At 45.0% G+C, this 26040-nt stretch carries 15 protein-coding genes; 12 read left to right on the forward strand and 3 right to left on the reverse strand.

From position 1 onward, the window contains the following. Nucleotides 1-39: 39 nt before the first annotated feature. A complete protein-coding gene (locus DW121_RS09555) occupies nucleotides 40-1047 on the forward strand; it encodes an aspartate-semialdehyde dehydrogenase (protein ID WP_118323650.1) in 1008 nt (335 codons plus the stop codon). Between the two features lie 69 nt (nucleotides 1048-1116). Here the strand turns inward: DW121_RS09555 and DW121_RS09560 are convergent, their stop codons facing one another. From DW121_RS09560 to DW121_RS09570, 3 genes are all read right to left on the reverse strand, one after another. Then, nucleotides 1117-2889 carry a RagB/SusD family nutrient uptake outer membrane protein gene (locus DW121_RS09560; RefSeq protein ID WP_118323651.1) on the reverse strand — a complete coding sequence of 591 codons (1773 nt, stop codon included), beginning with the start codon at nucleotides 2887-2889 and terminating at the stop codon, nucleotides 1117-1119. Between the two features lie 34 nt (nucleotides 2890-2923). After that, entirely contained in the window at nucleotides 2924-6259 is a 3336-nt protein-coding gene (locus DW121_RS09565) for a SusC/RagA family TonB-linked outer membrane protein (protein WP_118323652.1), read from the reverse strand. 403 nt (nucleotides 6260-6662) lie between these two features. After that, nucleotides 6663-7511 (reverse strand): hypothetical protein, encoded by an 849-nt coding sequence (locus tag DW121_RS09570; protein WP_118323653.1) that lies wholly within the window; start codon nucleotides 7509-7511, stop codon nucleotides 6663-6665. A gap of 312 nt (nucleotides 7512-7823) precedes the next feature. On the opposite strand from DW121_RS09570, the gene DW121_RS09580 reads away from it, so the two are divergent. The 11 genes from DW121_RS09580 to DW121_RS09630 are packed head-to-tail and all read left to right on the forward strand — an operon-like array spanning nucleotide 7824 to nucleotide 26025. Next, nucleotides 7824-8990 carry an exo-beta-N-acetylmuramidase NamZ domain-containing protein gene (locus DW121_RS09580; RefSeq protein WP_117711625.1) on the forward strand — a complete coding sequence of 389 codons (1167 nt, stop codon included), beginning with the start codon at nucleotides 7824-7826 and terminating at the stop codon, nucleotides 8988-8990. A 57-nt stretch (nucleotides 8991-9047) separates the two neighbouring features. Next, nucleotides 9048-10502 carry a sodium:solute symporter gene (locus DW121_RS09585; RefSeq protein WP_117711626.1) on the forward strand — a complete coding sequence of 485 codons (1455 nt, stop codon included), beginning with the start codon at nucleotides 9048-9050 and terminating at the stop codon, nucleotides 10500-10502. A 14-nt stretch (nucleotides 10503-10516) separates the two neighbouring features. After that, nucleotides 10517-13606 (forward strand): xanthan lyase, encoded by a 3090-nt coding sequence (locus DW121_RS09590; RefSeq protein WP_118323654.1) that lies wholly within the window; start codon nucleotides 10517-10519, stop codon nucleotides 13604-13606. A gap of 28 nt (nucleotides 13607-13634) precedes the next feature. Continuing rightward, nucleotides 13635-15509 (forward strand): PQQ-binding-like beta-propeller repeat protein, encoded by a 1875-nt coding sequence (locus tag DW121_RS09595; protein WP_118323655.1) that lies wholly within the window; start codon nucleotides 13635-13637, stop codon nucleotides 15507-15509. A gap of 19 nt (nucleotides 15510-15528) precedes the next feature. Continuing rightward, nucleotides 15529-16995, forward strand: a complete 1467-nt coding sequence (locus DW121_RS09600) for a glycosyltransferase family 2 protein (RefSeq protein WP_118323656.1) — start codon at nucleotides 15529-15531, stop codon at nucleotides 16993-16995. A 3-nt stretch (nucleotides 16996-16998) separates the two neighbouring features. Continuing rightward, nucleotides 16999-17931: a DUF4922 domain-containing protein gene (locus DW121_RS09605; protein ID WP_118323657.1), complete on the forward strand. Its 933-nt coding sequence runs from the start codon at nucleotides 16999-17001 to the stop codon at nucleotides 17929-17931. A gap of 27 nt (nucleotides 17932-17958) precedes the next feature. Next, nucleotides 17959-19281 (forward strand): SpoIID/LytB domain-containing protein, encoded by a 1323-nt coding sequence (locus DW121_RS09610; RefSeq protein WP_118323701.1) that lies wholly within the window; start codon nucleotides 17959-17961, stop codon nucleotides 19279-19281. 26 nt (nucleotides 19282-19307) lie between these two features. Next, nucleotides 19308-20630, forward strand: a complete 1323-nt coding sequence (locus DW121_RS09615) for an MFS transporter (RefSeq protein WP_118323658.1) — start codon at nucleotides 19308-19310, stop codon at nucleotides 20628-20630. 27 nt (nucleotides 20631-20657) lie between these two features. Next, nucleotides 20658-21899, forward strand: a complete 1242-nt coding sequence (locus DW121_RS09620) for an exo-beta-N-acetylmuramidase NamZ domain-containing protein (protein WP_117711632.1) — start codon at nucleotides 20658-20660, stop codon at nucleotides 21897-21899. Nucleotide 21900: 1 nt separating this feature from the next. Continuing rightward, nucleotides 21901-24816 (forward strand): FAD-binding and (Fe-S)-binding domain-containing protein, encoded by a 2916-nt coding sequence (locus tag DW121_RS09625; RefSeq protein WP_118323659.1) that lies wholly within the window; start codon nucleotides 21901-21903, stop codon nucleotides 24814-24816. A gap of 18 nt (nucleotides 24817-24834) precedes the next feature. Continuing rightward, complete coding sequence (locus tag DW121_RS09630) at nucleotides 24835-26025, forward strand: acyltransferase family protein (RefSeq protein WP_118323660.1); 1191 nt, start codon at nucleotides 24835-24837, stop codon at nucleotides 26023-26025. The last annotated feature ends 15 nt before the right edge of the window (nucleotides 26026-26040 follow it).

Raw genomic sequence — 26040 nt, forward strand, 5'->3', positions numbered from 1 at the left:
TTAGAACTATTTTATAAACTATATTAAAACAAAAGAAAAATGAAAGTAGCTATTGTTGGAGCAAGCGGAGCCGTGGGACAAGAGTTCCTGCGAGTGCTCGATGAAAGGAATTTCCCGTTGGATGAGTTGGTGTTGTTCGGTTCTAAACGCAGTGCCGGCACTAAATACACCTTCCGCGGTAAACAGATCGAGGTTAAACTCTTGCAACACAACGATGACTTTAAAGGGGTTGATATCGCTTTCACTTCCGCAGGCGCAGGCACCTCTAAAGAGTTCGCCGAAACCATTACCAAGTACGGTGCGGTGATGATTGACAACTCCAGCGCTTTCCGTATGGACGCTGATGTGCCTTTGGTTGTACCCGAGGTAAATGCCGCTGACGCCAAAGACCGTCCGCGTGGTGTTATCGCCAATCCTAACTGCACTACTATCCAAATGGTAGTGGCGCTGAAAGCCATCGAACAGCTTTCTCATATAAAGACCGTACACGTATCTACGTACCAAGCTGCCAGTGGTGCAGGTGCTGCCGCCATGGATGAATTGTACGAGCAATACCGCCAAGTTTTGGCGGGTGAACCTGTCACTGTTGAAAAGTTTGCCTATCAGTTGGCATTCAACCTGATTCCTCAGATTGATGTGTTCACAGAAAACGGATATACCAAAGAAGAGATGAAGATGTACAACGAAACACGCAAGATTATGCATTCCGACATTAAAGTCAGCGCAACTTGCGTTCGTGTACCCGCTCTTCGTTCCCACTCGGAAAGTATCTGGGTAGAAACAGAACGTCCAGTCTCCATCGAGGAAGCGCGCGAAGCGTTTGCTAAGGGTGACGGACTGGTATTAATGGACAACCCGGCAGAAAAAGAATACCCGATGCCGTTGTTCCTTGCCGGAAAAGACCCTGTATACGTAGGACGTATCCGTAAAGACCTCAGCAACGAGAACGGACTGACATTTTGGATTGTAGGAGACCAAATAAAAAAAGGCGCCGCATTGAACGCCGTCCAAATTGCAGAATACCTGATTAAGGAAAAAGAAGTTTAAAAAAGTAAAGGATGTGTCCTGCGGACACATCCTTTACTTTTTTATAATAGACTATTCATTGAATAACCCTTACCAACCCGGATTATTAGGTGCCAAGTTCGGATTCAAGTCTATCTGACCGGATGGAATCGGATAGAGGTAATATTTAACATCAAACGTACGAGTCTTATCTTTTGAGCCATCCATATAGTTGCCTACAAGTGTCACCTTTTCATTCTTGGCGATTTCTTTATCGGCAGACAGGTTTGCACCAAGCAAAATATCAGGATTCTTAGTTGAATCCAATTTATCCAATTGATGCCAACGGATCAAATCCCAATAACGAGTCCAATTGTCGAACATAAGTTCGCAACGACGTTCACGACGAATTTCCCAAATGAGATTACTAACTCCTATCGTATTTTTCGGGTCTTTGTAATCAACGTCTTTATTCAGCTTAGGCAGTTTGGCGCGATCTCTCAACAGATTGATGGAAATATCCAAATCAGCCTGTGTTATAGCTTCTCCACCAAGTTCGGATAGTTCTGCAGATGCTTCAGCGTATTGCAAATAGATAACAGACAGCCAGAATAAAGGACAATGAGTGTAGTTGGAACTGGTCTGATTTCTAAAGTTTACAGGGATGGCTGCATTATCATATTTAGATACACCGTATCCGGTAGATGAAGTCATTTCCATACCCACATTGAAACGGGTAAATCCACGTCCGTTGTAGAATACACAAGTGTCAATAGTTTGTTCCAAACGCGCGTCTCTCAACTTTAAAATATCCTTGATAGAATAACGATAGACAGTGACTTCCTTTTCTGTGTCTTTACCTTTATCTATAATTTTCTTTTCCATCACTTCCGTAGGCAAATCACTTGTATTGGCGGATGTCAGTGACAAGGGCTTACCGTCTTCTCTGAACAAATAGGCCTCAAACGCATCTTTAGTCATACCGCTAATCTGAGTAGAAGAACAAGTATAGTCAACCAGAGAATGGGTGAGCAAACTTTGCTTATAAGCTTTGTACAGAATCATTTCAGGGTTAGAGCTCAAGTCTGTTGAGTTATAATTTCCCTGATAAGATGCGTTCAGCTCATATTCCTTACCCATAATTACCTTACAAGCTGCTTTTGCTTCTGCCAAGTATCTCTTAGCACCTTCCAAATCGGGAGCGGCTTGTTTATCTTCCACCTTACGATATTTACGGAAAGTTCCTTCATATAAACATATTTCAGCTTTGATGGCATTCGCCATATCTACAGAGAAAGTAATCTTGCTACCCTTACCGGCAATCATGTTAGTGCAGGCAAAGTTAATATCTTCCAACACTTTGTCCATAACAATGTCACGGTTTTCTCTTTTAGAATACAGTACGTCCCCATCATTGATATTCAACGATTTGTCTATCCAAGGAACGTCACCGAACATACGTACAAGGTGATAATACTCCCAAGCCCTCATCATGCGCGCTACGCCAATCCAATGATTTTGGGTAGCTTCATCCATGCTGGTAATTGCAGGTATCTTTTCCATCATAATGCAAGCACGACGGATTTCTTCCCAACAACTCTTCCAGTTAGAGTCAGTGGCAGGTACGTTCAAATTAGGCCAATCCGCAAAACTATTTCCCGCTTGGTCGTCCGACAGGGTTTTATAGTAAAACAATCCGGCGCCACCACCGTTCCCGTAACCGGTAAATTCTTCATAGAAAGCATTTGCATAACCTGACACGTTACTTTCATTGGTCCAGAAATTATCGTCTGTAAACGAATCTAATGGAGCCTTATCTAATATGCTGTCACAACCGCTGAAAGCTATTAGCGATGTTAAGAGTAATATATTAATTTTCTTCATAATTGTTACTATTCTAAAGTTCAACATAAAGTGTTTAGAAAGTTACCTGCAGACCGAATGATACGGTGCGGTACATCGGGTCAATACGTCCCCAAGTTCCGTTTCCATAGTCATTGTCATCAGCAGACTTATAACCCTGAGCGCTATCAATTTCGGGGTCAACCGGAGCTTTGCTTTTATTGATAAGTTCACAGATATTATTAGCGCTAAAGTAAACGCGTGCTTTCTCTATAAAGGCTTTACGAGTGAGATTTCTAGGCAGGGTATAACCTACTGTCAGATTCTTAAAACGCAGGTAAGCCATGTTGACCAAGTATTTGGATTGAGGGTAGAAGTTATGGTTACCTTTCTCCAATACGGAAATGGTTCCTTTACCTGCATTACCCGGCCACAAACGAGGGAATTCTGCGTTAGCATTAGGATTCTCTTCCGTCCAGTAATTCGTCTGATTGTCATAGATTGCATCTGCGCCACGCATCATCGGCATTACAAAAGCGGATTGTGTCCATACATCGCGCTTGCCTACACCTTGGAAGAACATATCGATGTCGAAACCTTTCCATTCACCACCGAGACGGAAGCTATATTGATAACGCGGAGTGGTATTACCGATTACTTTCAAGTCACCATGGTTATTGGCCGTACCGTCACCACCGTCAATTACGTCGTTGCCATCCAGATTCTTGAACTTGATGTCACCCGGACCATAAACAAAACCGTCCTGTTCCAAACCTTTCTGTGAAGCGATACCGGCTTTATAAGAACCATCAGCATTGAAGTCGTCCGCCGTAAACAACCTGTCTGTCTCAAAGCCCCAGATATCACCATAGACCTTGCCACTATAATTTTCACTTAACAACGGATTGTCATTATCCCATTTGGTTATAACGGTCTTAAAGTCACCGATATTGGCATTAGCGTACACTCTTACTTCATTGAAAGTATGATGCCAATCCAAGCTTAATTCCCAACCGCGTGTTCTCAATGTTCCTGCGTTGATTTTAGGAGCGCTTGCTCCCAATACTTCCGGCATGGTTTGTCCCGGAGCCAACATATCACGGGTTGTACGTTGATACCAATCGAATGTAACATTGAATTCATTATTCAAAAAACCGAGGTCGATACCCAAGTCCAATGTCTGAATACGTTCCCATTTTAAGGTAGGAGATACAAGAGTCGGCATACCATAGGTAACCAGTTTAGTGCCACTACCATCCAACCAATGAGTCTTAGCATCGGTATACTTGCTCAGTGTGGAAATAAACATATTGTCTCCGATAGCCTGATTACCGATTTCACCGTAAGAGCCGCGCAGTTTGGCATTATTTACAATCCGTTTAAGAGGTTCAAAGTATTTTTCTTCGCTAAAGCGATAACCTACCGAACCTGAGGGGAAGAATGCCCAACGGTCTCCATTGGGGAATTTGGAAGAGCCGTCATAACGTCCGTTTAATTCCAGCAACCAAATGCCGTTATAGTCATAGTTGATACGTCCGAACCAGCCTGCAGTTCCCCATTCCGAATGCTTTCCGCTAACGGTTTGGTCACCGACTGCAAGGTTAAATTCCGGCACGTTTCCGTCCAATAACTCCTTACGCTGTGAAGAATGATATTCATATTCTCCTTCTTCGGCATTAGCACCCAACATAACGTTGAAATTATGCTTCTTGGCAACAGTCAGTGCATAGTTGGCATATACGTTCAATGCATAAGAATGGTCACGTCCTGAACCTTGGAATACATAAGTACTCTTATTGGTTACGAATGTAGACGGGTTGGTAATATCGCCACCCCAAGAGTTATAACCTACTACGGGCAAACCTACACTCTTTTCATTGGTGTTTTGCAGATTGAATGTATAATCGGCATTCAAAGTCAATCCCTTAACGATAGTTGCTTTCAAGAAAGCTCCCAAGCGGGTATATGAATCTTTAGTGCGGTCATCACCGGCTTGTTTGCGATAAGCGATATCATTTCGCATATCCATGCCGTTGTAAGTACCGTAAGGGCCGAAGAAGCTACCCCAGCGCCACATATAAGTATAAGTGTCACGCATGGTATTGGGTTCGGTGTAAGTCTTGTCACTATAACTGAAACGACCTCCCAGTTGCAACCAATCGGTAATGTCTGTTGTAAGGTTGATGTTGGCGTTATATTTCTTCAGGTCGTCCGGGTTAAATGTCATGACGCCCTCTTCGTGATTGTAACCGAATGACAAGAAGTAATTTGTCTTGCCGCTGGTTCCCTGTACCGAAATATTATGGCTTTGTGAAGGTTTCCAGTTGCGGAACATGATACCCACTACATCCCAATCCGCATAGTATAATCCTTTACCGTTGGCAAGCAAATCAAAGTCATCACCGGGAACCATTTCACGGTAGCCTGCTTTCTTGCCGCCATGACGTTCTTTCCAGCTTTCAGCTTTGGAAATGAATTCATCGTTCATGTACATACCGAACAACTCGTTGTCAAGTCCGGCGCGCAAGTTGGCAGAACGCAATGCTCTCGCCTGAGTGGCTACATCCGGATAGTTAGGCAAAATGCTGGGGGTATCCCATGCAAAATTATTGGTATAATTAACGCTTACTTTATCCACTTTCTTAGCTGCTTTGGTAGTTATCAATACCACACCGAAAGCGGCACGCGTTCCGTAAATAGAAGTGGAAGCCGCATCCTTCAATACAGAAATATTTTCAATATCCTGCGTATTAAGGAAAGAAATATCTTCCATCGGCACACCGTCCACTACAATAAGCGGAGCACTTTTGGCACTGTTGCTTAAAGTACCTGTACCACGGATTGTTATGGAGGGTTCACTGTTCAGTTTACCGCTTGTGTTGATGATAGACAAGCCCGGAACAACGCCTTGCAGAGCTTTAGTCACATCCGATTGCGGGCGAGCCTCTAATGTCTTGGATACATCTACAGTAGATACGGCACCGGTCAGATTGGCTTTCTTCTGTACACCATAACCCACAACTACAACCTCATCCAAAAGCTCAGTATCTTCCTTAAGCGTGATTCTCATGCTCTTGCTCGCTTTTACTTCCTGAGTCTGATAACCTACAAAAGAGATTTGCAAGGTTGCTCCCTGGGTTACATTCAAAGTAAATTTACCGTCAAGATCAGTTACAATACCGTTCGTAGTGCCTTTTTCCACTACACTGGCACCAATGACGGCTTCGCCTTTAGCATCTACAACCAGACCTGTTACCGTCTGAGTTTGCATCTGTTCTGTTACTTCCAACGAACTGTTTGAGACAGTTTGAGTAGCCATCACATTACCGCTACTTAAAAACAGGGCACTGATAGCCACTGCGGTGAGGTATTTGCCATTAGCCAATCCTCGTTTTATGCGATCTTCATTCATAAATGATTGATGATTTTGTTGTTAATTAAAATGTTTTTCAAAATAGATAAGGGAAAATAGGTTAGGAATAGGGTAACTATTCTTCTCATAGGCTCTTGATTACTCCATAGGCGTTTTTAATTTAAAGGTTCATAACTATTATATTATCTCTTTATTTTTTTCAATTCAATCCAAGTCCATCAGGAACTTGTTATATATTGATTTTCAGTTAAATTATTAACTTTATTGGTTGTTTTAAGAGATAAAACGCGTTATTAACAAAGGTGATAAAGTATTCTGTGTACTTCACACGTAACAAAGATATATTATTATTCAATATCAAGAACATTTCTTTGCACTTTTTTAACCTTATACTTTTAAATTTGCAAAGACAGACTATATATACCTTATTATATATATGAGTTTAAGGTTCTTCAATACTTAAAGAATGGAATTCTATCAGTCCATTCATAGGAGTTTCTTCAATAACGTCCAATCCTATTCCGAATTCACCGGCCACTTCCCTTAATATGGCTGCATAACTATTGGCCAATGAACCGACAAATCTAATAGGATAATTCTTATAGTCATACTGACATACGTTTCGGGTAAAGAAAGCCCTTAAATTACCGGTTATCAAATTGAATACATAATCATCATTGGTATAGTCGGCCAAGAAATAAGAAATCGTAGAGAGGAAACGGTTTGGGAAAGGACGATTATACACCGACTCCATGACTTCATTAGGACTGATACGAAACTTTTCAAAAAAATCGGTCATCACATCCTTAGGCGTCAATCCCTTTAAGACATCAGACAGAAACATTTTTCCCAGTACGGCTCCACTGCCTTCATCTCCCAAGATATAACCACCTGCCCTTACATTCTTAACTACTATTTTCCCATCATAAAAACATGAGTTAGAGCCTGTTCCTAAAATGCAGGCAATACCCGCCTCACATTTAAACAAGCCTCGTGCCGCCGCGAGAAGATCGCTCTCCACTTGGATAGGCGTCTTAAATTGTGCTACTAATGACGCTCCTAATATATTTTTCTTTTCATAAGAGGTACATCCTGCTCCATAATAATATACTTGCTCTAATTTCCTTTTGAAAAAAATCTCGGGTAAACCTAAGCGCACACTCCGACTAATCTCTCTCCTCGTTTGAAAGAAAGGATTCAACCCCTCGGTGAAAACACGCTGTATCAAGTGATTGTCCTCAACCAGGGCCCATTCAGTTCTTGTAGAACCACTCTCCGCAATCAGTTTCATAGGTAGTTAGTTTTAGAATTGAATACAAATATATAGTTATTTTTAATATTCCGAGAATAAATCATCAAAAAGTTTATCTTCTTATAAGCCACAAAGCGTATCTGCCTACTGAATAATTTATTTTTATATGTACGAACTATATGACAAATTTAAAAAACATATAAGGTGACTGCAACTGTCACCTTTATTCTTTTAAACCACTTCCTTAATTGCAAATTAATAATTATAATGCTAAATATTCGCAAATAATTGTTTTTGATATTAAAATAAAAAGTATCTTTGTCCATACGAACTTTCCTTAATAATACTATTATGAAGAAACTGCTACTATTGACCATTCTGTTATGTAGCTCATTGCTGTGCCAAGCACAGAAGGAGCGCATAATTTTAGGCGATGAACAGACCTCTGAGTATTTTCCAATCCTGAAAGGTAAACGGATTGCAATCTTTTCCAATCATACAGGAATGGTGGGGGACAAACACTTATTGGACATCCTGCTGGAAAATAAATTCAATGTAGCAGCTATATTTTCACCAGAACACGGTTTTCGCGGAGATGCAGATGCAGGCGAGCACGTATCCAGCTCAGTCGATAAGAAAACAGGCGTCCCTATTCTTTCCCTTTACGACGGAAAAGACAAAAAGCCGAGTAAGGCATCTATGAAAAAGTTCGACATACTGGTGATTGACATACAAGATGTAGGCTTGCGGTTCTATACCTATTATATAACAATGTGCCGCTTAATGGACGCTTGCGCCGAATATAACCGCAAGGTGTTGCTGCTGGATCGCCCTAACCCCAACGGACATTATGTGGACGGACCCATACTGGATATGAAATATAAATCCGGAGTAGGCTGGCTACCCATCCCGATTGTGCATGGCATGACGCTGGGCGAACTGGCATTAATGGTAAACGGCGAACGGTGGTTACCGGCTTCTCGCGTATGCGACCTCACCGTTATACCTTGCAAGAACTACACGCACCAAACGAAATACACGTTGCCGATTCCGCCGTCTCCCAACTTACCGAACATGAAATCCATCTATCTATATCCGGCAACTTGCTATTTTGAAGCTACTCCCGTCAGCTTGGGCAGAGGCACTGCACTTCCCTTTCAAGTGTACGGTCATCCCAATATGAGGGGCTACAGCTATAGCTTTACACCTAAAAGCACCCCCGGAGCCAAGAATCCACCTCAACTGAACAAATTATGCCACGGCGTAAACCTCAGCAATATGAGTGACGAAGAAATATGGAAGCGCGGAGTAGATTTGAGTTATGTCATTGATGCTTACAAGAACCTGAATATGGGCAATCACTTTTTCCGTCCGTTCTTCGAGCTGTTGATAGGTACGGACTATGTCCGTAAAATGATAGTGGACGGAAAAAGCGCTGAAGAAATTAAAAGCCGTTGGAAAGGTGATGTGGAAAAGTTCAAAAAGCAACGAAAGCCCTATCTCCTTTATAAAGAATAATCATTTATAAAAAACAACTACGAATCAGTTTGTAAATACTAACATCCAATCACCACAATGAGCCCACTATCCGTTATCATTACTATTGCCGCCTATTTTGCGATACTTTTTACAGTATCCTATATTGCGGGCAGAAAAGCCGACAATGCAGGGTTCTTTGTAGGCAACCGCAAATCATCTTGGTATGTGGTAGCCTTTGCAATGATTGGTTCCAGCATATCGGGAGTAACATATGTATCTGTGCCCGGTATGGTTGGCGCAAGCAGTTTCGGCTATTTACAGATGGTGTTGGGATTTGTCGCCGGACAGCTAATTATTGCGTTTATTCTGACACCCCTATTCTACCGGATGAATTTAATTTCTATCTACGAATACTTGGAAGACCGTTTCGGGATGTCTTCATATCGCACGGGAGCATGGTTCTTTTTTATCTCTAAAATACTTGGGGCAGCCGTACGTTTATTCCTTGTTTGCCTAACATTGCAATTACTGGTGTTCGAGCCATTCGGGCTTCCGTTTATCCTAAATGTAGCCATCACTGTAGTATTAGTGTGGCTGTACACTTTTCGCGGTGGAGTTAAATCACTTATCTGGACAGATTCCTTAAAGACATTCTGTCTCGTGGTATCGGTTGTATTGTGCATATACTACATAGCATCCGACCTTCATCTATCCTTCACCGGTATGATTGGCACGATAGCCGACAGTGATATGTCCCGTATATTCTTCTTCGACGATGTCAACAGTAAACAATACTTCTTCAAGCAGTTCTTTGCCGGAGCATTTACCATGATAGCCATGACAGGACTGGACCAAGATATGATGCAAAGAAACCTTAGCTGCAAAAACTTCAAAGATTCACAGAAGAATATGATTACCAGTATCATTTCACAATTCTTTGTTATTCTGCTATTTCTGATGCTGGGTGTATTACTTTACATATTCGCCGACAGTCAAGGCATACAGGTGAATAAGAGTGATGAACTCTTCCCCGTAATCGCCACAGGGAATTATTTTCCTGCCATTGTTAGCATCCTGTTTATTATCGGTCTCATTTCTTCCGCTTATTCGGCAGCCGGTTCTGCACTGACGGCCCTCACCACTTCTTTCACCGTAGACATTCTCGGTACGAAAGGAAAAACAGAAGAAGAAGTTGTAAAAGTCCGGAAACGGGTACATATAGGAATGGCTATAATAATGGGCATAACCATTTATGTATTCAATCTGCTGAATAATACCAGTGTAATTGATGCCGTATATATTTTGGCAAGTTACACGTATGGTCCTATCTTGGGCTTGTTTGCTTTTGGCATTTTCATGAAGCAACAGGTACGCGACAAGTATATACCATTCGTAGCTGTCGCCTCTCCATTTTTTTGTTTTATCCTGCAAAAGAATTCGGAAGCATGGTTCAATGGTTACCAGTTCAGTTATGAACTACTCATATTCAACGCACTGTTCACATTCATCGGACTCTGCATATTGATAAGGAAAGACAAAAAGAACATTTAACTTAATACATCATCATGAGTGTAAGACTTCACTTTTTATTTAGTATGCTCGCCGCCGCCCTCATCCCCCAGATAGGCGGCGCGCAAGAGCTTCCGGCAGAAACCCGTCAAGAGATAGGACAGTTTCTGGACAATACCGCACGGAAGGAAATATCCGTAGGACGCATCACTATTGACTCTGTAGCCATAGAGGAAAATACTCTGAAACTTTTTGCCAACATGAACTGCTCTTATATTCCTTTCCGGGAGAATAATGTAGCGGAAATTTATCAAGGAATCAGTGCTTTACTGCCTGCCGAATTCTCGAAATACAAATTACAGCTGCGCACCAACAAACACAGTATTGAAGAACTCATACCGCAAATATTGCGCCTGAAAAAAGACAAGAAGGCGTTGACTTTCAGCCAACAAGTGCAGCACCCTTTAGTAACCAAAGTATCCAGACCCTATACTCCAACCAACGGATTGCAAAACCGTCACATTGCTTTATGGCAAAGCCACGGTTACTACTATGAATCAAAACTCAACCGTTGGGAATGGCAACGCGCACGCATCTTCCAGACCGTAGAAGACCTGTACACACAGAGTTATGTACTACCCTACCTCGTTCCGATGCTGGAAAACGCAGGAGCTAATGTCTTGATTTCACGTGAACGTGACTGCCAGACCTCCGAAATCATTATCGACAATGACGGTTGCCTCGACACACGCTCTACATATGCAGAAAACAGTGCCGACAAGAGATGGATACAAGGCAATGGTGAAGGCTTTGCACATCTTCGCCCTCAATATACGGATTTTGAGAATCCTTTTAAAGAGGGAACATTCCGCGCCATAGAGACCATTAAGAAGGGAAAAGAAAGTGTTGCCGAATGGATTCCCGAAATTCCCCAAAGCGGACATTATGCTGTTTATGTCTCTTATCAGACTGTTTCAAACAGCAGCAATGACGCACTTTACACCATTTATCATAAAGGCGGGGTATCTCAATTCAAAGTGAACCAGCAAATGGGTGGTGGCACTTGGATTTACTTAGGAACGTTCGGTTTCGATGCCGGAAAGAATAATGCCTGTAAAGTAACCCTGAGCAACCGCTCTGTCAAAGCCGGACAAATCGTAACCGCCGATGCCGTAAAGATTGGCGGCGGCATGGGAAACATTGCCCGACGTATCTCCGAAGAAGGCGCAACAGATAATTTGAAAAGTTCCGATAAAGCCGTCAATTCATCAAACGGAACAGGAAGCGCTCCGGCAACACATCAGCCCTCCTATGTTGCCGAATACCAGAAGAGCGGGTATCCCCGCTTCTGCGAAGCAGCCCGTTACTGGATGCAATGGGCGGGTATCCCGGACAGCGTGTATTCCGACAGTAATGGTAAAAATGATTACACTGATGATTATAAGAGCCGTGGCATATGGGTGAATTACCTTGCCGGCGGTTCTGCCGTCAATCCCGCAGAGAAAGGTCTGAATATTCCGGTGGATATGGCATTCGCTTTCCACTCCGACGCCGGTACTACGCTGAATGACTCCATTATCGGAACACTCGGCATCTATCAGACTGATGCCTATAACGGCGTATTTGCCAACGGTGCATCACGCTATCTCTCACATGATTTGACAGACTTGATTCAGTCCAATATCGTACGTGACATCCGCACACTTTACGAGCCTCAATGGACACGCCGCGGCAAATGGAATCAATCCTACTACGAAGCACGTGTTCCGCGAGTTCCGACAATGCTGCTTGAACTGCTTTCCCACCAGAATTTTGCTGATATGCGCTATGGACTCGACCCGCGTTTCCGTTTTACGGTGAGCCGTGCCATCTATAAGGGAATGCTACAATTCCTTTGTTCGCAATATAAGATGGATTATATAGTACAACCTTTACCGGTGGACCATATGAGTCTGCGCATGATTGGCGAAAATGAGATTGAACTGACTTGGCAACCGGTAGCCGACTCTTTAGAGCCTACAGCCGTTGCCGAAAGATATGTCGTCTATACCCGTATCGGTGACGGAGACTTTGATAACGGTGTAGTGGTAGACAAAAACAGTTATCGGGCCACTCTTCCTGCCGGCATCGTATGCAGCTATAAAGTGACTGCCCTCAACAAAGGCGGAGAAAGTTTCCCCTCCGAGATACTTTCAGCCGGACAAGCCTTCAATAGCAAAGGCATTGTATTAATAGTCAACGGATTTGATCGCATCAGTGCACCGGCAGATTTTGTAGCTGCCGCACCGGCAGATACATTGCTTGCCGGTTTTTTAGATGAATTGGATCATGGAGTACCCTACATACAGGACATCAGTTATATAGGAAAGATGAAAGAGTACCGTCGCTCTATTCCGTGGATGGACGATGACGCATCCGGCTTCGGTGACAGTTACGGCAATTATGAAACACAGGTTATCGCCGGAAACACATTCGATTATCCAGCTCTGCATGGAGCCGCCATATTAAAAGCCGGCTATTCCTTTGTCTCCAGCAGTGACGAAGCAGTTGAAAACAAACAAATCACCCTGAACGATTATAAATATACCGACCTTATCCTTGGCAAAGAGTGCCAGACCAAAATGGGCAGGGGCGGAGTAAATCCTTTGGAGTTCAAAACATTCAGCCAACCAATGCAGGAATGTATTACAGCTTATTGTAACCAAGGCGGCAATATCTTCGTATCAGGTTCCTACGTAGGAACAGACCTGTGGGACAACCGTCTTATTCCTGCCAAAGAAGAAGACAAGAAATTTGCTATGGAAGTACTGAAATACAAATGGCGTGTGGGGCAAGCAGCCACAATGGGCAAAGTGAAGTGTGTAGCTTCCCCCTTCCCGGTTCTCTCAGGAAACTACACATATAACAATGAGCTGAGCTCAGATTCTTACATTGTGGAATCTCCTGACGCCATTGAACCGGCTACCAAAGAAGCTTATACGGTAATGCGCTATTCCGAGAATAACCTAAGCGCCGGAGTAGCCTATGAAGGAGACTATAAGACTTGCGTCTTAGGATTCCCCTTCGAGTCACTGCGTACAGCAGAAGAAAGAGAATGTCTGATGAACGCTATTCTGACATTCTTCGACAATAAAGCCAAGAAATAAAAAGAACTTATAACACCAATCATCATTTATGAATCGAAGATTATTCATCAGCGCCCTGTTTGTTTGCCTGTTACCATTTATGGTACAGGCACAACATGGGACATTCCGTTTCGCGCAATTGACGGACCTCCATCTGAGTCCGAACAATCCCAATCCGACGGAAGATCTGTTGCGCTCTGTAGCACAAATCAATGCAACCGACAGTATTGATTTCGTATTGGTAACAGGTGACCTCACTGAAGAAGGTGACCGTGCAACCATGGAAAAAGTAAAATCATGCCTTGACCTGCTGAAAGTGAAATATTACGTAGCACTGGGTAACCACGAGACCAAATGGAGCGATTCCGGCTGCACTGCTTTCGGAGAAATATTCGGTGGCGAACGATTTGATTTCGAGCATAAAGGTTTTTTGTTCTTAGGCTTCAACTCCGGTCCGCTGATGCGTATGGCCTATGGTCATGTTGTACCTCAAGACATCCGGTGGATGAAAAAGAGAATGGACCAATACAATGCCGGTAATCTCCAACTGAATAAGCCCGTGATACTTGTCACCCACTATCCGATGATAGAAGGGGATGTAGACAACTGGTACGAAGTAACGGATGCCGTACGCCCGTATAATATACGCCTATTCATCGGTGGACACTATCACCGTAATCATAACTTACGCTATGACGGCATTCCGGGAATCCTGATGCGCAGTAACCTGCGCGACAAGGATAAAAAGCCCGGCTATGGCATTTATGAGATAACCAAAGATTCCATCCTCGTCTATACCCAACGTATCGGAGAGCGCCAAAAACAATGGGCTGCTTTCTCTCTGACAGATTCGTACTATGACCATAACGGAAAAGCCGAGAAATATCCGGATTTTTCCGTAAACAAGGAGTATTCACAGGTAAAAGAACAATGGACGGTACAAACCGGAGCAGGTATTTACTGCTCGCCGGCTGTGGAGAAAGATAAAGTATTCGTTGGTGACGACATGGGCTATCTGACAGCCTACGCTCTTAAAAACGGTAAAAAGTTATGGAGCTTCCAATCCGGGAAAAGGATAGTCGGAACGCCTGCCGTAAGTGAGGGAATTGTGGTCTTTGGCTCCGCAGACTGTAAAATATATGGTCTGAACGCCCAAAACGGTAACTTGCTGTGGACAGTAAAAGCCGCCGAACCCGTATTAGGGGCAGTAACCATAGACAATGGAGTTGCCTATATCGGTGCCAGCGACCATACATTCCGTGCCATAAACATCTATACGGGAGACGTAAAGTGGAACTTTACAAGCGTAAAGGGCTATATTGAGACTAAGCCTCTGGTAACAGAAAATAAAGTGATTTTCGGTGCATGGGACAACACCTTATATGCCTTGGACAAGGCAGACGGCAAGGAGTTATGGAAATGGACAGGCGGACTGACCCGTATGCACTTTTCTCCGGCAGCCGTATGGCCGGTAGCCACAGACGGAAAGGTATTCATTACCGATCCGCAACGTGCCATGACAGCTATTGACCTAAAAACAGGTAATACCGTGTGGCGCACTTTCCAGTCTATGGTACGGGAAACGATAGGCTTGTCTGAAGACGGAGAACGTATTTACAGCAAGACGATGAACGACAGTATCGTCTGTTATTCCGCCAAGGGCAACCAACCGTGCGAATTATGGGCATCCAACGTCGGCTTCGGCTACGAACACGCACCCTCCATGCAGGTAGAAAAAGAAGGCGTCGTATTTGGAAGCACTAAAGAAGGGCTTATCTTCGCATTGGAAGCCAAAACAGGGAAAGTATTATGGAAACACAAAATCGGAAATTCACTTATAAATACTGTGGTTCCGCTTAGTAATGACCGGATACTATTTACCGCTACCAGTGGAGAAACCGGACTGCTGAAAATAAAAAAATAAAAAATAACACCTTATAGATATGAAGAAGATTGATTGCTTTATTCCTTACGCAGGAAAAGAACAAGCTGAAAAAACAGTACAAGGATTACAGGCTGCAGGCCTCGTTGGAAACATCCATTTAGTAACGACCGACGCTACCCTTGAAACGCTACCCGGTTGTGAAGTCCTATTGGTAGATATGCCCTACAGCTGTACTACCATGAAAACCATAGCTCAAAGAGCCAATGCGGAATATACATTACTTTATACCAAAGAGACTACTCTTGAGCTGGGTATGTTCGCATTGGAACGCATGATGCACATTGCAGAAGATTCAGATGCAGGAATGGTCTATGCCGACCATTACCAGATAGCTAACGGCAAGCAAACGAATGCACCCGTCATAGACTATCAATTCGGTTCGTTGAGAGATGATTTCAACTTTGGTTCAGTGCTCCTTTTCAAAACTTCCAAACTGAAAGAAGCCGCCGACCGTCTTACATCCAATTACAACTTTGCCGGCCTCTACGACTTACGCTTGAAGTTGAGCCAAAGAGCCGACCTTGTACATATCAATGAATATCTGTACAGTGAAGTAGAAAATGATACGCGTAAGAGCGGTGAAAAGATTTTTGATTATGTTGACCCGAAGAACCGTAACCGTCAGATTGAAATGGAAGAAGCGTGTACAGAGCATCTGAAAGAAATCGGCGGCTATCTGAAACCGGAATTCAAACAGATTGAGTTTTCTGCCGGAAACTTTGAGTACGAAGCATCTGTTATCATCCCCGTACGTAACCGCATACGCACTATTCGCGATGCCATTCAATCCGTTTTAAACCAGAAAACAGACTTCAAGTTCAACCTTATCATCATTGACAATCATTCCACAGACGGTACAACTGAGGCTATTAATGAATTTAAGAATGACGAACGCCTCATCCATATTATCCCTGAACGCAACGACCTTGGTATTGGCGGCTGCTGGAATATGGGTGTACATCACCCCAAATGCGGCAAATTTGCCGTACAACTGGACAGTGACGATGTATATGCCAATGAAAACACACTGACTACAATGGTACGTGCTTTCTATGAGCAGAATTGCGCTATGGTAGTAGGTACTTACATGATGACAGATTTCAATATGAATATGATTGCCCCGGGTATCATCGACCACAAAGAATGGACGCCGGATAACGGACGGAACAATGCTCTCCGCATCAATGGTTTGGGTGCACCGCGTGCATTCTATACTCCGGTACTGCGTGAGGTGAAAGTACCTAACACAAGCTACGGCGAAGACTATGCCTTGGGATTGAATTTCTCACGCCAATACCAGATAGGCCGTGTTTATGATGTTGTCTACAACTGCCGCCGCTGGGATGATAATTCAGACGCTTCATTAGACATCGTTAAAATGAACGGACACAACTTATACAAAGACCGCATCCGCACTTGGGAATTGCAGGCACGCGTGGCAATGAACAAGAAAAACAAGAAATAATATATGAACCAGACAATACACAATCTTCTGACCGAACAACTTGCTTCTTGGGAAATGGCGCGTAACAACTACGCCGCCCTTTCCGGAGTGCAGGTGAAAGAGCTGAATGTGAACGGTATTCCTTATAAGGTGCAGTTCAATCCGGCACGTATTGTATCTTCCGGAGCCAAGGTAGATGCCAAATCCATAAAAGAGCGTAGATGTTTTCTCTGCCCTGCCAACCTGCCGGCAGAACAAAAAGGCATTCCCTTTGAAGGGCATTATAATATATTGGTCAATCCGTTTCCTATATTTCCCCGTCACCTGACGGTACCGGAAACCGCCCACGTCAACCAACGCATAGCTCCCCGTTTCGGAGATATGCTGGACCTGGCACAGCATCTGACCGATTATACAATCTTTTATAACGGACCTAAATGCGGCGCATCCGCTCCCGATCATGCACATTTCCAAGCCGGAAACAAAGGCTTTATGCCCATCGAGCAAGACTGGCGCGAACAAATAGCGGGCAAAGTAGGGGATTACGGTCAGGCTACCCTTTGGTATTTGAACGACTCCCCGCGCACTACCCTTGTCATTGAGTCTGCCGACCGGAGAACAGCACTCAAACTGTTCGACATCATCTATCATTCCCTGGATATACAGCCCGATGAAGATGAACCGATGATGAACGTTCTCGCAATGTACGAAGCCGATAAATGGATTGTTTTCATCTTTCCCCGCGCCAAGCATCGCCCAGCTTGTTACACAGCAGAGGGTGATGCCAATTTGCTTAGCAGTCCCGCATCCGTTGATTTAGGCGGCGTATTCATTACGCCTGTTGAAAAAGACTTTATCAAAATAACGGTAGAGGACATTGCGCAAATATTAAGTGAGGTGTGTCTTTCACCTACAGATTTCCAGAAAGTACGGCAACGTATCAAAGAACAAATATAATATCCGTTATTCCTTAAACAGATGAATATGAAAGAGCCCAAAGTAGAAGTTGGTATATTATTCGAGTCGCAGATAGAGTTTGTCCTGTTAGCTCCTTACCGCACATCCGGCAAGGAAGTCAGCGGCAAGCAAGTTGTCACCTATGACGAAGGAAAAATCCTTTGGAACGGTCGTCAATATGACGAGTTACTATTTGAACCCCTGCAGGAATCTGCTGCGGCATTCGAATTGCTGGATGTAACTATCGGAATAAACTTTCATTGGGAACGGAAAGAAGACCAACGCTTTCAGGGCTCCTTAAAGATTATTGTGGAAAACGGCAAACTGACGGGTATCAATGTCATCCATGTCGAAGACTATCTGACCAGTGTCATTTCCAGTGAAATGAGCGCAACGGCTTCTTTGGAACTGCTGAAAGCCCATGCAGTCATTTCGCGTAGCTGGCTACTGGCACAGATACAGAAAAACAAAGAAGTAGCAGAAGCGCAAACCGACTATTCCGCTTTTACCCAAACAGACGAAGAACTCATCCGTTGGTACGACCGTGAAGACCATACTCATTTCGACGTATGTGCAGACGACCATTGCCAACGCTATCAAGGAATAACCCGCGCCTCTACCGATATAGTCAGACAGGCGATAGCCGCCACTCGCGGACAGGTACTTACCTCGGAAGGCAAAATCTGCGACGCCCGTTTCTCCAAATGCTGTGGCGGCGCTTTCGAAGAATTTCAATATTGCTGGGAAGATATTAAATACCCTTATCTTGCCAAACAACGCGACTATAGAGTTGATAGTGAAAAATTACCCGACTTGACGCAAGAAGCCGAGGCTGAGCGATGGATACGTACTTCTCCCGAGGCGTTTTGTAATACCACGGATAAGAAAATCCTATCGCAGGTACTCAACAGTTACGATCAGGAAACTACAGATTTCTACCGTTGGAAAGTAGAATACACCCAAGACGAACTCTCTGCCCTCATCTTGAAACGCTCCGGCATAGACTACGGACAGATTATAGACCTTATTCCTATTGCTCGCGGCACTTCCGGACGTCTGTGGAAACTGAAGATTGTCGGTACAAAGAAAACACTGACTATCGGAAAAGAGTTGGAAATTCGTCGGACACTCTCTCCCTCACACCTTTACAGTTCCGCCTTTGTCGTGGACCGTACAGAGGTGTCGGAAGAAGGTGTACCCGGACGTTTTATCCTCACCGGAGCCGGCTGGGGACATGGCGTAGGGCTTTGCCAGATAGGCGCTGCCGTAATGGGCGAACAGGGATACGAATATGATGCTATACTGTTGCACTACTATATAGGTGCGAGCATTGATAAACTATATGACTAATCTAATAACAGAAAACAATTAATAGAATGAACAATATCAAGAAAATATCACCTTGGGCATGGGTTCCTACCTTGTATTTTGCACAAGGTATCCCCTACTTTATCGTGAACAATATCTCCGTACTGATGTTTGCCAAGATGGGCGTTCCCAATGGAGACATGGCGTTATTTACCAGTTTGCTGTACTTGCCCTGGACCATCAAACCCTTCTGGAGTCCGTTTGTCGATATCATCAAAACCAAAAGATGGTGGGTTGTTTCCATGCAGATTCTGATGTCGATAGCCTTTATCTTACTGACGCTGAGTATACCGCGTCCGGATGAAGCAACCATGGCAGCCGGAACCACACCCATCAGTATGTTCACCCTCACGCTGGTATTATTTATAATCACGGCATTCGCTTCCGCCACACACGACATTGCAGCGGACGGTTTCTATATGTTGGCGCTAAAATCGGGCGAACAAGCAGAGTTTGTCGGTATCCGAAGCACTTTCTACCGTCTTGCATCTATTTTCGGTCAAGGAGTGCTCGTAGCTATTGCCGGTGCTATCGAACTGAAATACGACAATATTCCGCTATCATGGACCATCACGATGCTGGTTACAGCCGTCATGTTCAGCGCGGTAAGCCTCTACCATCTTTTTGCAATACCCAAGCCGACTTCCGACAAGTCTGTCCTGGCACCGGGAACAGCCAGCGCAAAAGCTATTTTCAAGGAATTCGGACGCACATTCGCTACCTATTTCACCAAGCCCGGCGTATTGCTTGCCATTGTATTCATGCTACTCTACCGTCTGCCTGAGGCATTCCTCATCAAAATGTGTATGCCGTTTCTTGTTGCCAACAAAGAAGCAGGAGGCTTAGGACTATCCACAGCAGAAGTAGGCATCGTATATGGTACTATCGGAGTAATATTCCTCACGTTGGGCGGTATCCTCGGCGGGGTATTCGCATCACGCATAGGGTTAAAGAAATCCATCTGGTGGATGGCGGCATGTATGACACTACCTTGCCTGACCTTCGTCTATCTTGCCATTTGCCAACCCGAAAACCGGTTTGCCATATCCACTGCCATTGCCATCGAACAATTCGGTTACGGATTCGGTTTCACAGCTTATATGCTCTATATGATGTACTTCTCCGAAGGAGAGTTCAAAACATCCCACTACGCTATTTGTACCGCATTCATGGCATTGAGTATGATGATTCCGGGTATGTTTGCGGGTTACATTCAGGAATCTATCGGATACACCAACTTCTTCTGGATGGTAATCGTGTGTTGTATCGCCACTGTGATAGTTACCGTCTTTGCAGACAGAAAGATAGACCCGGAATATGGAAAAAAGTAATTAGTGACTAATAATTAATAATCAGCTATGAAGAAGATAATGACAATCTGCCTGATTTGTATCCTTTGCGGAAGCATGGTACAGGCACAAAAAATAAGAATAAAGACCGGTATTGAAGTACTGAAAGAACAAAACTTCAAATGCCTGGAAGGTAAACGTGTAGGATTAATCACCAATCCTACCGGAGTAGACAACCATATGAAATCCACGATTGATATTCTGCACGAAGCACCGAACGTAAACCTCGTGGCCCTTTATGGTCCGGAGCATGGCGTACGCGGTGACGTGCATGCCGGCGACCACGTAACGGATATGAAAGATGCCTCCACCGGACTGCCCGTTTACTCCCTGTACGGAAGTACACGCAAAGCAACACCGGAAATGCTGAAAGACATCGATGTACTGGTATATGATATCCAAGACATCGGCTGTCGTTCGTTCACATATATCAGCACCATGGGACTTGCCATGGAAGCCGCTGCCGAAAACGGAAAAGAGCTTATCGTACTGGACCGCCCCAATCCCGTAGGCGGACTGAAGATTGAAGGTAATCTGACGGAAGATGACTGCGTTTCTTTTGTCAGCCAATTTAAAATTCCGTACCTTTACGGACTCACTTGCGGTGAGCTGGCTTTAATGTTGAATGGAGAGAAGATGCTGAAAGAGGGCAAGCAATGCAAACTGCAGGTTGTAAAGATGAAAGGCTGGAAACGCAAAATGGACTATACACAGACCGGATTGCAATGGGTGCCTTCTTCCCCGCACATTCCGCATCCGCATTCCGCATTTTTCTATCCCGTCAGCGGTATTTTAGGCGAGCTGGGCTATATGTCCATCGGAGTAGGTTACACGATTCCGTTCCAGATGTTTGCCGCTCCATGGGTAGAGGCTGACAAGCTTGCCAAGAACTTGAATAACCTGAACGTACCGGGTGTCATTTTCCGACCGATGTACCTGAAACCTTTCTACTCCGTAGGCAAAGGAGAACTGCTGCAAGGCGTACAAGTGCATATCATGGACTTCGGCAAAGCCCCGCTCAGTGAAATACAATTCCTCGTTATGCAAGAAGTTGCCGCACTCTATCCCGACCGCGCCGTATTCGACCATGCAGACAAAGGCCGTTTCTCCATGTTCGATAAAGTAAGCGGTTCGAAGCAGATACGTGAGCGTTTCAGTAAGCGGAACCGTTGGGAAGATGTCCGGGACTATTGGTATAAGGATGTCGAGAATTTCCGTAAACTATCGAAACAATATTATTTGTATAAGTGACATGAAAAAGAGTAGCTATATGGCTTTCCTGCAGGAAGCGAGACAATTCATCCCGCAGGAAAGGATTTATACCGACGAACTCCGCCGGCTGGCTTGGGGAACTGACGCAGGATTCTACCGCCTCATCCCGCAAATCGTAATCCGTTCGGAGGGAGAAGAGGAAATCTCCCGGTTGCTGAAACTGGCTGATTATTACAGCCTGCCCGTTACTTTCCGAGCGGCAGGAACAAGCCTGTCCGGACAAGCCATTAGTGACTCCATACTTATCGTAGCCGGCAAGCATTGGGAGAAATACAGCATATCTCCCGACCACAAGGAAATCACCCTGCAACCCGGCATTATCGGGCAACGGGTAAATGAACTGTTAGCTCCTTTCGGACGAAAATTCGCTCCGGACCCGGCTTCCGTAAAAAGCGCCATGGTAGGCGGTATTGTCATGAACAATGCTTCCGGCATGAACTGCGGCACGCACGCCAACAGTGACAAGGTGCTTCTCTCCGCCCGTATCATCCTGCCGGACGGAACACTGCTTGACACCGGAGACTGTGTCAGCCGTGCCGCATTCGAAGTGACACACCGCGATTTTATACGCCGTATTTGCACCCTTCGCGATGAAGTGCGTGCCAACGAAAAGCTGGCGGAACGCATCCGTTACAAATATTCCATTAAGAATGTAACAGGTCTTAATTTGCTTCCCTTCGTCCGCTTTGACGATCCGTTCGATATAATAACCCACCTCATGGTTGGTTCGGAAGGAACATTGGCATTCCTTTCCCAAGTAACCATGCAGACTGAGTACGACTATCCTTGCAAGGCAAGCGCCATGCTCTACTTCAAAACCATAAAAGACGCTTGCCGTGCCGTAGTAGCCATGAAGAAACTCACCGACAACAACGGCGAGTGGATTGTAAAGGGAGCGGAACTTCTGGATTGGAAGTCTTTAGCTTCAGTCAGCGACCCTATATTCCTGAAATATAGGGGAGAAGTATGTTCATCTCTCCTGCCCGGCGTAGAACCGGGAGACGAAACCGGACTGACCGCCGTGCTGACTGAAACCAAAGCCCGCAGCGCAGAAGAACTGAGACAGAATATCAGCAACATAGAATGCTGTCTCGCTGATTTCCGAACTTATACGCCCGTCCGCTTCACCGACAAACCGGAAGAATACTCACAATACTGGGCTATCCGATCCGGCATCTTCCCTTCCGTAGGCGGAACGCGGAAACCGGGAACAACGTGCCTCATCGAAGACGTAGCCTTCCATATCGAAGATTTACCCGAGGCAACCGCCGAATTGCAGCAACTCATAGCCCGCCACGGCTACGAAGACGCCTGCATATACGGGCACGCACTGGAGGGGAACTACCATTTCATCCTCAACCAATCCTTCGGCAGTGACGCCGAAGTGAAACGTTACGAAGATTTGATGAATGATGTCAAGACACTGGTTGTAGACAAATACGACGGTTCTCTAAAGGCTGAGCATGGCACAGGGCGCAATATGGCTCCTTTTGTCCGTTATGAATGGGGAGACTCCGCCTACGAGGTAATGAAAGCCGTTAAAAAGCTGTTCGACCCGAAAGGTCTATTAAATCCCGGAGTTATCTTCAATAACGACCCGAAATGCCACATCAAAAACTTCAAGCCGCTTCCGCTGATACCTTTGGATGCGGAGAGCCCGGCTGCCAAAGTAAACCGTTGCATTGAATGCGGATTCTGCGAAGTAAACTGTCTTTCCTGCGGTTTCACCCTTTCTTCACGGCAACGCATTGTGTTGCAAAGAGAGATTGCACGTCTTCGGCAGAATGGTGAAGCCCCCGAACGTCTCTCCCTACTGGAAAAGCAATACCGCTATCCCGGCAACCGAACCTGTGCCGGTGACGGGCTTTGCTCCATGTCCTGCCCCATGGGAATCAACACAGGCGACTTGACACATATTATTCGCCAAGAAGAAATGCCGCAAGGCAGCTTAGGATATAAGGCCGGCAATTTTGCCGCCAATCACTTTGCCGGTATCAAGAGTACCCTGCGTCCTGTATTGGGATTGGCTAACTTCGGTCACTCCGTATTAGGAACAAAAGTCATGGGCAGTATTACCAAAGGTATGCACAACGTCCTCGGTATTCCCCAGTGGACTCCTGCCATGCCAAAGCCCTATCATTTCGATGCAGCCGGCTCTCAACGTCTCACTTCCGGTCAACCGGCCAAAGTTGTTTACTTCCCCAGTTGTATCAACCAAACCATGGGTTTACCCAAGAAATCTCCCGTAGAGCAGGCATTGGTTAGCAAAATGATTGGGCTAGTGCAAAAAGGCGGTTATGAGGTCATCTTCCCTAAGAATATGGAAAAACTCTGTTGCGGTACAATCTGGGAAAGCAAAGGTATGCTTGACATTGCCGACCGTAAAACAGCCGAACTGGAAACTGCCCTTTGGGAAGCCAGCGAACAAGGCAAATACCCTATTCTATGCGACCAAAGCCCATGCCTGCACCGGATGCGTGAGAAGATTCATAAAATGAAACTTTATGAACCGGCAGAATTTATCTATACGTTCTTACGCGGCAGACTGGTGTTCACGCCTATCGACCGTCCCGTAGCAGTCCACATCACTTGTTCCATGCGCAAAATGGGACTGGCTGACACGATTATCGCTCTGGCGCGTCTCTGTTCCACAAAGGTCATTGTGCCGGAGGAAGTCGGTTGCTGCGGATTTGCCGGCGACCGGGGCTTTACATACCCCGAGCTGAATGCGTATGCCCTGCGCAAGCTCCGTCCGCAGATAGAAGCGGCCGGCATCAGCATCGGCTATTCCAACAGCCGTACCTGCGAAATAGGGCTGACAACCAACTCCGGCATTCCATACGTGTCCATAGCCTACCTCGTAGACCAATGTACCGAACCTATCACCCAAAACTAACTTAACACACATAAAATTATGAGCAATCCGGTAAAAACAAACAAGCGTATTCTTGCCCTCGATATACTTCGGGGTGTCACTATCGCAGGAATGATTATGGTCAATAACCCGGGCACATGGGCACACATTTATGCACCCTTGCGCCATGCAGAATGGAACGGTCTTACCCCTACCGACCTCGTCTTCCCGTTCTTCATGTTCATCATGGGAATTTCCACATACATTTCTTTGAAGAAGTATAACTTTGAATTCAGCCGTACCGCTGGCATGAAGATTCTAAAACGCACCATACTCATCTTCCTCATAGGTATGGCCATCGGCTGGTTCTCGAAGTTCTGTTATTACTGGACCTCCCCCACCGAAGGCATCAGCTTCGGCGCACAACTATGGGAATCCGTATGGACATTCGACCACATCCGTATTTTGGGTGTCATGCAACGTCTGGCACTCTGTTATGGCGCTACTGCTATCATAGCTCTGACCATAAAGCATCGGAACATCCCTTACCTTATTGCCGCCTTGCTGGCAGGCTACTTCATCCTGCTGGTATGCGGCAATGGCTTTGCCTATAACGACACAAATATCCTTTCCGTTGTAGACCGCACCATCCTCACCCCCGCACATATGTATAAGGATAACGGTATCGATCCGGAAGGTCTGTTAAGTACCATTCCTGCCATAGCCCATGTGTTGTTGGGGTTCTGCGTAGGCCGTATGATGCTTGAAGGCGGCAAAGCCAACGAAGACCGTGAAAATATGCTCAACTCACACCTTATCAAACTGTTTTTAGCGGGCACTATCCTTACATTTGCAGGCTTCCTGCTGAGTTATGGATGCCCCATCAACAAGAAGATATGGTCGCCTACCTTTGTACTCACTACCTGCGGACTGGCTTCCAGCTTCTTGGCACTCCTCATTTGGATTATCGACGTGAAAGGGTATAAAAAATGGAGCCTGTTCTTTGAGTCATTCGGTGTCAATCCTTTATTCATGTATGTATTGGGCGGCGTGCTTGGCATCCTCTTCGGCAGCATCAGCTTTCCATGGGGAGAAGGCAGCATCAGCATACACGGATTCTTATACAAGATACTATTGATGCCGGTATTTGGTGAAACCGGCGGTTCACTGGCTTATGCGCTGTTATTCGTCGGTATCAACTGGTGCATCGGCTATCAACTTTACAAACGAAAGATTTATATCAAACTATAATCGAATAACTCTAAA

It is taken from the genome of Bacteroides sp. AM10-21B (assembly GCF_003472565.1).
In the GTDB taxonomy this organism is placed as follows: domain Bacteria; phylum Bacteroidota; class Bacteroidia; order Bacteroidales; family Bacteroidaceae; genus Bacteroides; species Bacteroides propionicigenes.